General features: G+C 71.3%; 11 protein-coding genes. 6 read left to right on the top strand and 5 right to left on the bottom strand.

The features are described 5' to 3' along the window. Positions 1-106 precede the first annotated feature (106 nt). Positions 107-2,095: a RecQ family ATP-dependent DNA helicase gene (locus CC117_RS20400; protein ID WP_241830279.1), complete on the top strand. Its 1,989-nt coding sequence runs from the start codon at positions 107-109 to the stop codon at positions 2,093-2,095. 69 nt (positions 2,096-2,164) lie between these two features. Here CC117_RS20400 and CC117_RS20405 read toward each other — a convergent pair whose 3' ends face one another. Continuing rightward, entirely contained in the window at positions 2,165-2,566 is a 402-nt protein-coding gene (locus tag CC117_RS20405) for an MmcQ/YjbR family DNA-binding protein (protein ID WP_071086570.1), read from the bottom strand. Positions 2,567-2,856: 290 nt separating this feature from the next. On the opposite strand from CC117_RS20405, the gene CC117_RS20410 reads away from it, so the two are divergent. Next, positions 2,857-4,041 (top strand): serine hydrolase domain-containing protein, encoded by a 1,185-nt coding sequence (locus CC117_RS20410; protein ID WP_071086572.1) that lies wholly within the window; start codon positions 2,857-2,859, stop codon positions 4,039-4,041. Between the two features lie 105 nt (positions 4,042-4,146). Here CC117_RS20410 and CC117_RS20415 read toward each other — a convergent pair whose 3' ends face one another. Then, positions 4,147-4,494, bottom strand: a complete 348-nt coding sequence (locus tag CC117_RS20415) for a VOC family protein (protein WP_071086574.1) — start codon at positions 4,492-4,494, stop codon at positions 4,147-4,149. Between the two features lie 190 nt (positions 4,495-4,684). On the opposite strand from CC117_RS20415, the gene CC117_RS20420 reads away from it, so the two are divergent. Next, entirely contained in the window at positions 4,685-6,136 is a 1,452-nt protein-coding gene (locus CC117_RS20420) for a sugar porter family MFS transporter (protein WP_071086577.1), read from the top strand. A 19-nt stretch (positions 6,137-6,155) separates the two neighbouring features. Here CC117_RS20420 and CC117_RS20425 read toward each other — a convergent pair whose 3' ends face one another. Both CC117_RS20425 and CC117_RS20430 read right to left on the bottom strand, forming a co-directional pair. Continuing rightward, positions 6,156-6,758, bottom strand: coding sequence for a hypothetical protein (locus tag CC117_RS20425; RefSeq protein ID WP_071086579.1), 603 nt, complete (start codon positions 6,756-6,758; stop codon positions 6,156-6,158). 230 nt (positions 6,759-6,988) lie between these two features. Further along, positions 6,989-7,591: a TetR/AcrR family transcriptional regulator gene (locus tag CC117_RS20430; RefSeq protein ID WP_071086580.1), complete on the bottom strand. Its 603-nt coding sequence runs from the start codon at positions 7,589-7,591 to the stop codon at positions 6,989-6,991. Positions 7,592-7,976: 385 nt separating this feature from the next. Here CC117_RS20430 and CC117_RS20435 point away from each other — a divergent pair, with 385 nt between their 5' ends. Next, positions 7,977-8,792, top strand: coding sequence for a mycofactocin-coupled SDR family oxidoreductase (locus CC117_RS20435; RefSeq protein WP_071086582.1), 816 nt, complete (start codon positions 7,977-7,979; stop codon positions 8,790-8,792). A 102-nt stretch (positions 8,793-8,894) separates the two neighbouring features. Here the strand turns inward: CC117_RS20435 and CC117_RS20440 are convergent, their stop codons facing one another. After that, complete coding sequence (locus CC117_RS20440; RefSeq protein WP_071086652.1) at positions 8,895-9,485, bottom strand: TetR/AcrR family transcriptional regulator; 591 nt, start codon at positions 9,483-9,485, stop codon at positions 8,895-8,897. 228 nt (positions 9,486-9,713) lie between these two features. Between CC117_RS20440 and CC117_RS20445 the strand changes: the two genes are divergently transcribed. Both CC117_RS20445 and CC117_RS20450 read left to right on the top strand, forming a co-directional pair. Continuing rightward, entirely contained in the window at positions 9,714-10,643 is a 930-nt protein-coding gene (locus CC117_RS20445) for an alpha/beta hydrolase family protein (protein ID WP_071086583.1), read from the top strand. A gap of 109 nt (positions 10,644-10,752) precedes the next feature. Next, entirely contained in the window at positions 10,753-11,442 is a 690-nt protein-coding gene (locus CC117_RS20450) for a histidine phosphatase family protein (protein ID WP_071086584.1), read from the top strand. The last annotated feature ends 34 nt before the right edge of the window (positions 11,443-11,476 follow it).

Below are 11,476 nucleotides of genomic sequence, written 5' to 3' on the forward strand. Positions count from 1 at the left end.
GCGTGAAGGGGCGTCCGCCGGGGTACACGCCTGAGCAATGCGGACTTTTCTGACACATCCCTGGGAGGCCTTCGGCCGCCTCCTCGATCGTCGGCCCGGCGGTCGGGTGCTTCCACGGCAGCCGTCGGAGGCACCAGGCACCGGGTCGGCGCCGCCGACGGCCTGCCCGCCGGATCTGCCGCCCGCTGCCCCCGCGCCGCCGGCCGACGTCCCCGCGCCGCCGGCCGACGTCGACGGGCCCGACGTCGACGGGCCCGTCTTCCTCGGCGCGGCCGACGGCCCTGACCACCCTGATGGCCCTGACGAGGCTGACGAGGCTGACGAGGCTGACGAGGCTGACGAGGCTGACGATCTGCTCGACGCGGTGGCCTCCGCGGCGTTCGGTTTCGACGCTCTGCGGCCCGGCCAGCGCGCGGCGATGCGGGCGATCCTCGAGCGTCGCGACACGCTGTGCGTGCTGCCGACCGGAGCGGGCAAGTCGGCCGTCTACCAGATTCCTGCCCTGCTGCTGGAGGGGCCGACCGTCGTCGTCTCACCGCTGATCGCCCTGCAGCGGGACCAGGTGCGCGGGCTGACCGCGCGGCTCGACAGGGCCCGTGCACACGACGGGCCGCTGTCGACGGACGCGCCTGCCTCCGACAGCACAGCAGTGATGGCGAACTCGCAGGTCAGTGCCAAGGCCGTCGCCGAGGCGTTCGACGCGATCCGTTATGGCAACAGCGAGTTCCTGTTCCTGGCACCCGAACAGCTCGCCAAGCCGCGCATCCGAAAGCTGTTACGGGAGGCCACGCCGTCGCTCATCGTCATTGACGAAGCACACTGCATCTCGGCGTGGGGCCACGACTTCCGACCGGACTACCTGCGCCTGGGTGAGGTCATCGAGGATCTCGGCCATCCGACGGTGGTCGCGCTCACGGCGACCGCCGCACCGCCGGTGCGCCGCGAGATCGCCGAACGGCTGCGGATGCGGGAGCCGGCCGAGATCGTGCAGGGGTTCGACCGGCCCAACATCCACCTGGCTGTTCGTACCTTCGTCGAGGACAGCGACAAGCGCGCGGCCCTCGTCGAGTACGCGGCGACACAGGCCAAACCCGGCATCGTCTACGCGGCGACCCGGCGAGCCACCGAGGAGATCGCCGCGGAGCTCGCCGACCTCGGCCTGCACGCCCGGCCCTACCACGCCGGGCTCGCCGCCGGTGTGCGCCGGGAGACGGAGGACGACTTCCACTCCGGCCGCTGCGACGTCATCGTCGCCACCACCGCGTTCGGGATGGGCATCGACAAGCCGGACGTCCGCTTCGTCGCGCACGCCGACGTCCCCGACTCCGTCGACTCCTACATGCAGGAGATCGGCCGGGCCGGCCGGGACGGTCAGCCGGCGCTGGCCTGCCTGTTCTTCCGGCCACAGGACCTGGGCCTGCGGCGTTTCCTCGTCGCCGGCCCACCCGACCCGGCGGACCTGCGCCGGGTCGCCGTCCTGATCGCGCACGCCGAGGAACCGGTCACGATGCCACGCCTGGCCAAGGAGGCCGGGCTGCGTGACTCGGCACTGGTCCGTCTGGTCGACCCGCTCGCGGAGGCCGGCGCCCTGACGGTACGCGGCGACGGCACGGTGGCGGCCCCTCCGGACGCGCCCGAACCAGAGGTCGCCGTGGCGAGGGCGATGGAACGGGCCGAGGTGCGGCGGACGTTCGACCGCTCCCGCGTCGACATGATCCGGGGGTACGCCGAAACCCGCGGCTGCCGCCGACGCTTCCTGCTGTCCTACTTCGGGGAGCCGGTCGATCGCTTCGAGCCGGCCGGCTGCGGCGCCTGCGACACCTGCGACGGGCGTGACGAGCCTGCCGCCGGGCGGGACGGCGACCGGGCTTCCGCCGGCGCCGGGAGCACCGAGGGTGAGGGCGGGCAGCCCGCGCCGTTCGAGGCGGGCACCCGGGTGCAGCACGAGCGCTGGGGCGCCGGTCAGGTTGTCAGCGTCGACGGTGACCGCTTCACCGTCCTGTTCGACGACGCGGGTTACCGCACCCTGGCGGTCGAGGCCGTGCTGAACCGCGGGCTCGTCGTCCCGCTGCTACCCACCGCCTCGCAGCCGTGATCCGTGACCCATAACCCATAACCCATAACCGGCGCCGGTACTCGCCGAACTGCCCACCCTGTACCGGGTTCAGCCGAGGTTGATGTCGGACGAGTCACCGGCGCCAGCCCCGTCGAGGCTGCCGACGAGCGGTTCCGGGGCACGCATCCGCCACGCGTCGGTGACGAGCTCCCGCAGGCGGTCGACCTTCAGCTTCGCCAGGCGCACCATCACGAGGGGCGTGCCGCCATAGCCCGGGGCGGTGAAGAAGAGGTCGGGCTCGCCGAGCAGGAGCGCCTGTTTCTCCGCCTCGTCGCCGACGTACAGCACCGCGATGTCGGTCCGGATCACCCGCGGCTTTCCCGGCGTGCGCTCGGGATAGGACCAGACGAATCCCCTGTCCCCCACCCGGAAGTCAAAGCCTTCGCTCTCGACCTCCACGACGTTCGGCAGACCCAGCGCCAACCGACGCACGTCATCGGCGTCAGCCACCGAGACCCCTCCCTGTCAGCGCCATCGGGTGGCGCATACCTCCGAACGGTTCCGCATCGCCCGAGGATGGTACGCAACCTCGGCCGGCACCGACCGGGCTCCCTCGCCGGCCTCAGTTCTCCCGCTGTCCGGATGTCCGGATGTCCGCGGCGGGACCCTGCGGACATCCGCACCAGAACCGGCTGGAAACCGGATCGTGCGGCCGAGCCACCCTTCCTACGGTCGGTGACGCGCCCGGAAACGGGCGGGACGGGACGACTGGTCGTCCCCTCCCGACGGTGAGGAGCATCGTGTTCAGCAGGGGAAGGTCCAGAACGATCGTCGCGGCCCTCGTCGTGATCGCCGGGGTGTGGGTGCTCGTGCGGGCGGTGACCAGTGACGGCGACGGTGAGGCCGCCGGGTCGCCGCCGCCGGTCCCCCGGTACGGGCAGGCCGAGTTCCAGCGGGACCTGGACGCCGTCCGCGACGCCGGGGCGGTCGGGGTCATCGCGCAGGTGAACGGCTCACGGCAGCTGCGCGGATCCAGCGGGGTGAGCGACCGCGACGCGGGCACCCCGATCGATGTCGACAGCTACTTCCGGATGGGGAGCAACACCAAGACGTTCGTCGCGGTCGTCGTCCTGCAGCTGGTCAGGGAGGGCGCCCTGACCCTGGACGACACGGTCGAGCGGTGGCTGCCCGGTGTCGTCGCCGGCAACGGCAACGAGGGCGCGTCGATCACCGTCCGGCAGCTGCTCCAGCACAGCGGCGGTCTGCACGACTTCACCGATGATCTGCTCGCCCGGGTCGACTCCCCGGAGGCGTACCGCGAGCTGCTGCACACGACCTTCGCGCCGCAGGAACTCGTCACGCTGGCCCTGCAGTCGCCGCCGGACTTCCCACCGGGCGAGGGCTGGCACTACTCGAACACCGGCTACGCCGTGCTCGGGATGATCATCGAGAGGGTGACCGGCCAGAGCTGGGACGCCGAGGTCGCGCGCCGCATCCTGGAACCGCTGGGCCTGACCCGCACGTCGGCGCCGGGGACGGCACTGGTCCTGCCCGACCCGCATCCCAGGGCGTACGAGGTGATCGACGGCGTGTGGCTGGAGCATCCCGAGCAGAACATGACGTGGGCGGGCGCGGGCGGCGAGCTGGTCACCACGCTCGACGACCTGAGCCGGTTCTGGCGGGCCGTCGGCAGCGGGGAGCTCGTCACGCCGGAGCTGGCCAGGCAGATGCGCCAGACCGTTCCGACCGCGGGCGAGGGCGAGCCGGCGGGCGGCAGGTACGGCCTCGGCCTCGGCTGGAGGCCGCTGAGCTGCGGCGGGGGCGCCTGGACGCACGGCGGCGACGTGCCCGGGTTCAGCACTGTGGGGGCGGTCAGCGACAACGGCGCGACGTCAGCCGTTGTCTCGGTCAACATCACCGCCGAACCGCCCGTCCGGCAGGCGGCGTGGGACCTGGTCGACCACGCCCTGTGCAGGGGCGTGTGACCGCCACGCCCGCGCCGCTCACCCGTGCCCCGAAACGCCTCGCCGCCCAGTTCCCGGCAAGCCGCACCACCGCACGGGACTGATCGCTCACACGGGACTGATCGCTCAGACCGACGGGTTCTCGATCAGCGTGATCGTGTTGCCGTCGGGATCGGCGACCGACGCCAGCTTCGCGTTCCTGGTCGTCGTGGTGGCCTCTCCCAGTCTGACACCGCGGCCGGCCAGGACGGCGGTTTCCGCCCCGAGATCGTCAACGGCGAAGTTCAGGGCCGACCGCCCGGCGCGGTCCGCATCGTGGAAGACCTGCACCCAGGCGTCGTCCGTGACGTGCCAGTCCGCCAGCCCCGGCATCGGGCGCGTGTCGGCGGGCCGGCCGAAGAACCGCTCGTACCAGGCGGTGGACGCCTCGAAGTCGGCCACGGGGACGACAGACAGGACCTTGGTCACGGACACGGGATCACTCCGCTCGGGGTCGCGACATGCATGCGGCGGCAGACGCCAGGTGCGCTGTTCCTGCCCACCTCAGCACCGATGTCACCCTGTACCGCCGCCTGTTTCCGGCGGTCTGGAAGCTTCGGGGCATTCCGGCGCGAGGTGTGGGTACGTCTGGGTCCGTTCCTCGGAGGCAGGCCCGGAGGTTGTGATGACGGACGGAGTCGCCACGGCGTGGCGGAGGACGGCGGGGCCCGGGCGGAACCCGTTCGTGACGAGAGCGGCACTGTTCGCCGGGCTCGGTGGTCTGCTGTTCGGCTACGACACCGGCGTGATCGGCGGTGCCCTGCCCCTGATCGCCCAGGACTTCGACTGGGACAGCCCGTTCCTCAAGGGCGTCATCACATCGTCGCTGCTGCTCGGTGCGGCGGCGGGTGCGCTGCTCGCCGGCCGGCTGTCCGACCGGCTGGGGCGGCGGCGCCTGATCCTGATCACCGCGGTGGTCTTCGTCGTCGGCATCCTGGGGGCCTCGCTCGCCCCGGAGGCCATCTCCCTGGTCGCGTTCCGCGTGGTCATCGGGCTGGGAGTCGGGTCGGCCTCGGTGGTCGTCCCGCTGTACATCGGTGAGATCGCGCCGCCGGAGGTCCGCGGCGCCCTGGTGTCGCTGAACCAGCTGTCGATCACCATCGGCATCCTGGCCAGCCAGCTCATCGCCTACTTCCTCACCTCGTCCGGCCACTGGCGCTGGATGATCGCCATCGCGCTCGTCCCGTCGGTGCTCCTCGGCCTGGGCATGCTGCGTCAGCCCGAGAGCCCCGCCTGGCTCGTCGAGAAGGACCGGGACGAGGAGGCACGCCGGGTCCTGGCCCGCACCCGCGACGCCGGGGACGACATCGAGGGCGAGATCCGGGAGCTGCGCGACGTCTCGGCGGAACGGGCGGACGCCCGGGACGTCCTGAGCCGGGCGGTCCGGCCGGCGCTGGTCGTCGGCCTGGCGCTCGCCGTGATCCAGCAGATCACCGGCGTCAACACGGTGATCTACTATGCCCCGACCCTGCTGGAGTCGGCGGGGCTGGGCGAGCACGCCGCGATCGGCGGCACCGTCATCGTCGGCGTCATCAACGTCGCGCTCACCGTGCTCGCCATCGCCCTGCTGGACAGGGTCGGCCGCCGGGCGCTGCTGCTCGTCGGAACGGCCGGTATGACGCTCGGGCTGGTCGTGCTCGGTGCGGTCTTCGTCGGCCAGCCGGACACCGTCAGCTCCACCCGGGCCGTCGTGGCGATCGTGGCGCTGTGCGTCTACATCGGCTCGTTCGCCATCGGGCTCGGGCCGGTGTTCTGGCTGCTGATCTCCGAGATCTATCCGCTGCGGATCCGCGGCGCCGCGATGTCCGTGGCCGGGATCGCGAACTGGCTGGCGAACTTCGTGGTGGCGATCAGCTACCTGACGCTGCTCGACGCGATCGGCCGCGGGCCCACGTTCTGGCTGTACGCGGCGATCGCGCTCGCCTCACTGGCGTTCATGTGGCTCCGGGTGCCGGAGACTCGCGGGCGCTCACTGCCCGAGATCGAGGCCGACCTGAACATGAACCCCGAACAGGCCGAGCAGGACGTCGCTCCGGCACGTGCCCGTTCACGGCACCATCACCGGCACGCCCACTGACCGCGCCGGGGCGTTGGCGCTACTCGCGTGCGAAGCGAGGGAGACCCTCGCAGTTCCAGCCGGCCAGTCGGTGGGTGTCGGGGTCCGCGTGTCCGTAGGCCCTGGTCTCTCGGGAGATCTCCTGCCAGCCCGAACCCGCCCAGCCGAAAAGCACGCTCGTCTCGTCGTAGCCCTCGGCACCGGAGGGCCCGTCGATCCGCCGCGCGGAGGTGACCAGCAGAGTCGACGCCGGGCCCGATCGTCCGCAGGTGTAGCCGAGCCAGCCCGAATCCGCGCTGTCGACGACCCACCCCTCCGCCTGTCCCGCCTCAGCGGGCGGCGGGCCGAGCTCGGTCAGCTGGCCGTCGCGGTAGGTCAGCACCGTGAACCACATGGTGTGTGCCCCGAGATCGGTCAGCAGCGCGATCTCTGCTCCGGGAGCCCCGTCCACCACCGCGGCGCCGTGCCAGGGACTGGTGATGGGGGCCGACGTCGCCGTGTCGAACGGATACTCCGCGGCAGAGCCGTCGGCGACAAGGACCCGGAGAAGCCATCGTCCGGTGTTCACCTGCCCGAGGGCGATCTCGTCGTCGGCGCCGTCACCGTCGACGTCCGCCGTGGCGGCGGGTGTGCACCTTGCCATGGCCCCGCATACCGAGCTCGAACCTGCAGTGCCGTTCGTAGCCGGCGCAGTTGTCTGGTGCGGCTCGTCGGAACTGTCACAGGCCGCGAGTGACATCAGGACGGCGAGGACCGCCACCACCATGCCACTGGCGAGGGTCTGCCTGGGAACAGCTGCTGTCCGGCAGTGCGGCATCGTTCCCCCAGGATCTCGTGCCGCCGCGGGCGTACGACGGCTGTCGTGGTGGTGGCTCACTCGGCCGGACGGCGCTCCCGGCGGTCCTCCAGGCGGGCGACGAGGCGGGCCATCGCGGCGGCGGCCTGCTCGTGTGCGGTGTCGTGGCCGGCAGCCCGGTCGGCCACGACCGCGAACGCGAGCCCCTGCACCGCGGCGGCGACGAGGGCGGGCGGGAAGTCCTCCGGGTCGAGTCCGTACTCGCCGAGGATCGAGGCCAGGGCCTCCATCTGCAGCCGCCGCAGTTCCCGGGCCACCAGGCCGACTTCCGTCCGCAGCGCCGGCCGGTGGTTCGCCGCCGCCACGAACTCCACGATCAGCCCCGTTCCGCGTGGGTCGGAGACCAGCTCCCACCAGGCACGCAGCGGCTGTGGGGAGGACAGCGCCGCCCTGGTCCGCGCGAGCATCTGCTCCGCGCGCCGCCGCAGGACCGCCACGAACAGGTCGTCGATCGTCGGGAAGTAGTAGTGCAGGAGCGGAGCGGTGATGTCGATGCGGGCGGCCACGCTGCGGGAGCTCACCGCCGCGTAGCCCTCGCTCAGCATGAGCTCCTCGGTCGCGTCGAGAAGGCGACTCACCTTCTCCACGGTCGCCGCCCGGCGTCGACGGGGCTCGGCCATGCACCTTCCTCCGGTAGACGGCGCCGGGTTCCGAACGCCTGAAGACGTCCCATGATGGCGGACGCCCGGCTCGAAGGCGGGCTCCCCGCTCGCGGCGGGACTGTGGCGCAATCCCGACGACCACTGCCACCGCGCCCAATCCGCCACCCGGATTCGGCGCCAGGGCGGGTCGGTTGACACCGACCGCGGGCGAAGTTAGAACGACTGTTAAAAATTAGAACTGCGCCCCGGACGCATCAGCCCCTCCCGCCGGGACCCGCACGCAGCCACGAGACCCCGACGCCGCACCGCCCACGCCCGCACCACCATCTCCACCACCACCGCGCCATGCGCATGCCCACTCCATGCCATGCCATCTGACGTCACGTCACCTCAGGGAGAACTGATGGGAAAGCTCGACGGCAAGGTCGCCTTCATCACCGGCGCCGCCCGCGGACAGGGCCGCGCCCACGCACTGCGGTTAGCGCAGGACGGCGCCGACATCATCGCGATCGACCTCTGTGGTCCGGTCCGGTCGGTCGCCTACCCGATGCCCACGCTCGCTGACCTCGAGCAGACGGCGAAGGACGTCGAGGCCCTGGGCCGGCGGGTCGTCGCGAGGCAGGCGGACGTCCGGGACTTCGCCGGGCTCGGGAAGGCGTTCCAGGAGGGCGTGACCGAGCTCGGSCCGGTCCAGATCGTCGTCGCCAACGCCGGGATCGGCGCCGGCGGCGTGGCCACGGACGACGAGCAGTGGGAGGACGTCGTCGCCGTCAACCTCACCGGGGTGTGGAACACCGGTCGGGTCGCGATCCCGCAGCTGCTGGAGCTGAACCAGGGCGGCTCGATCGTGCTGACCAGCTCCACGGGCGGCCTGGTCGGCGTCGGCATCCCCACTGCCGGATTCCTCGGCTACACCGCGGCCAAGCACGGGGTCGTCGGCCTCATGCGGTCGTGGGCGAACTTCCTCGCTCCGTACAACATCCGGGTGAACAGCGTCGCGCCGACCGCGGTCCGCACGCCCATGGCCGGTGACGGGAACCTGGCGAAGATCCTCGAGCTCGCCCCGCAGCTGGCCAGCGCGCTCACCAACGCGATGCCGGTCGACCTGGTGGAGCCGGAGGACATCGCCAACGCCGTCGCCTGGCTGGTGTCGGACGATGCGCGGTACGTCACCGGCACGGTCGTCCCCGTCGACGCGGGCCTGCTGAACAAGCGGTAACCCGGCGGAACCAGCGGAGCCGATTCCACGGCGGCGGCCGAGCGCGTCAGCAAGAGCGCGGATCCGCCGCCTCCCATCCGTCCGACGTCCGACACATTGTGGTCACGGGTGCCGGCGTAGGCCCGCGACGAGGAGCGCGACCAGTCGGCGTGCGTCGTAGCGGGGGTTCGTGCCCGCGCCGATGCAGATGCCGCCCACGCCACGCATGAGCTCGTAGGCGCCCAGATCGGACTGGATCTCGCCGGAAACGGCCGCGGCGTCGAGCAGCTGAGTGCACACGGGCACCAGCCGGTCGAGGAAGTACGAATGCAGTGGGTCGAAGCAGGGGTCGTCGGACTGCAGCACGGCAGCGAGCCCCTGCTTGGTGATTACGAAGTCCACGAAGCGGTCGAGCCACTGCCCCAGTGCGGCGTAGGGAGTCTCGCTGCTCGCCAGGAGAGCCGGGCCGGCCTCGGCGAGGGCTTCGACCTGGTGCCGGTAGACGGCGATGATCAGATCCGCCCGGGTCGGGAAGTGGCGGTAGATCGTCGCCGTCCCGACGCCGGCCCTGGCAGCGATATCGCGGAGCGGTGCCTCCACACCGGACGTGACGAAGACCGCGGCGGCCGCGGCGAGCAGGATCTCCTCGTTACGTCGCGCGTCCGCTCGCCTGGACCGGACCACAGGTCCCGCATTCCGATCACCATCGGTCATCACATCCCCCTCCCTGCCAGCGACATTGCTAAACGGGACACCGTCCCGTATCGTCAAACGGGACGGCGTCCCGTTTCGACATGATGCCAGGCAGGTTGCCCGCCAGGCAGGCCATGCAGGGTCGTCCCACTCCACGCCACGGGCTGACGCCCGTCGCCGTCGACGACATCAGGCTCGAAGCAGCTGACGCGAAGCAGCTGGAAGGAAGGCCCCCGTGACCGAAACCGGATGGCGACCATGGACCTAGCCACGAACGAACCCACTCCCGTCGTCTCGGTGAAGCCGGTGACGCTGTCAGCGCCGGGCCGTGGCGAGGATCTCCGCGTTCGGGTGTCCGCGCCCGTCACCGGCCACGAGCTGCCTGTCATCGTCTTCTCCCACGGCTTCGGCTCGTCCCTGGACGGCTATGGCCCGCTGGTCGACTTCTGGGCTGCCCACGGCTTCGTCGTCATGCAACCGACTCATCTCGACTCGAGAACGCTCGGCCTTCCGCCCGATGATCCCCGGACACCGCGGATCTGGCGTTCCCGTGTCGAGGACCTGAAACGCATCCTCGATCATCTCGACCTCCTGGAAGCCGCCGTTCCCGGCCTGCACGGACGCCTCGACCAGAGTCGCATCGCCGCGGCCGGCCACTCCTTCGGCGGCCAGACGGCGGGCAACCTGCTGGGTCTGCGGGTCCTCGATCCGGAGACCGGGGAGGCGGCGGATCTCTCCGACTCCAGGATCCGGGCAGGTGTGCTGTTCGCGACGGCAGGCCAGGGCGGAGCCGACCTCTCAGCGTTCGCGGTCGAGAACTTCCCCTTCCTCAACCCGAGTTTCGCGGACATGACCACGCCGACCCTCGTGGTGGCCGGAGACCAGGACGACTCGCCGCTGACGGTTCGCGGGCCGGACTGGATGACCGATCCTTACTTCCTGAGTCCTGGCAGCAAGAGCCTGCTCACCCTTTTCGGGGCCGAACACTCGCTCGGCGGCATCGTCGGCTACGAGGCCAGGGAGACGACGGACGAGAACCCCGGGCGAGTCGCCCTGATCCAGCGGCTCACCTGGGCCTACCTGCGCCACGCACTCGACATCGACGGTTCCGACTGGCTGGCGGCGCAGAAATCCCTGGCGGACGACGACAGTCCCCAGGGCCGACTCGAATCCAGATAACGACCGGGTCACCGCTTTCCTGACCGCGCAGCGCCCTGGCCTGCAGGCCGACCCGACCCGACCCGACGTCGAACGTCTGGACGAACGCCGAACGCTAGACTTGGCCGCGATGCGCCTCATGCTGCTCCGTCACGGCCAGACCCCCTCCAACGTCGCCGGCGCCCTCGACACCGGGCGGCCGGGCGCCGGGCTGACCGCCCTTGGTCACGCCCAGGCACGGGCTCTCCCCGACGCCCTCCGCGGTGAGGCGATCTCGGCGATCTACACCTCGGTCCTGACCCGCACTCAGCTCACCGCGGCTCCCCTCGCCGAGGCCCGTGGGCTGGCGGTCGGAGTCGAGGAGGGGGTCGAGGAGATCGGTGCGGGTGATCTCGAGCTGCGCAGCGACAGGGCATCCATCGCGACGTATCTCGACGTCATCACCGACTGGCTCCACGGCGATCTGGACCGCACGATGCCGGGTGGGCAGAACGGTCACGTGTTCGTCTCCGGCTACGACGCCGCGATCGCGAAGGTCGCGGCGGCGCATGACGAGCGTGGCACCGTCGTGGTCGTCAGTCATGGTGCCGCGATCCGGGCGTGGGTCGGCCTGCGGGTCGACGGGGTCGGCTCCGTGGAGGACCGTTGGCTCTCGAACACCGGCGTGGTCACCCTCGAAGGCGACCTCTCGGCTGGCTGGAACCTCACGCAGTGGCACGGCGAGCCGCTGGGCGGAGCCGTCCTTCCTGACGTCGCCGCGCACGACGTCACCGGTGCTCCGGTGCGCGAGGCCGTCTCCGAGGCCGGCGAGGCCGGGTAGCCACCCGGGTCGGAGCCCTCGCCCCGGGTCAGGG

Origin of the sequence: Parafrankia colletiae (genome assembly GCF_001854655.1) — a bacterium.
Taxonomy (GTDB): Bacteria; Actinomycetota; Actinomycetes; order Frankiales; family Frankiaceae; genus Parafrankia; species Parafrankia colletiae.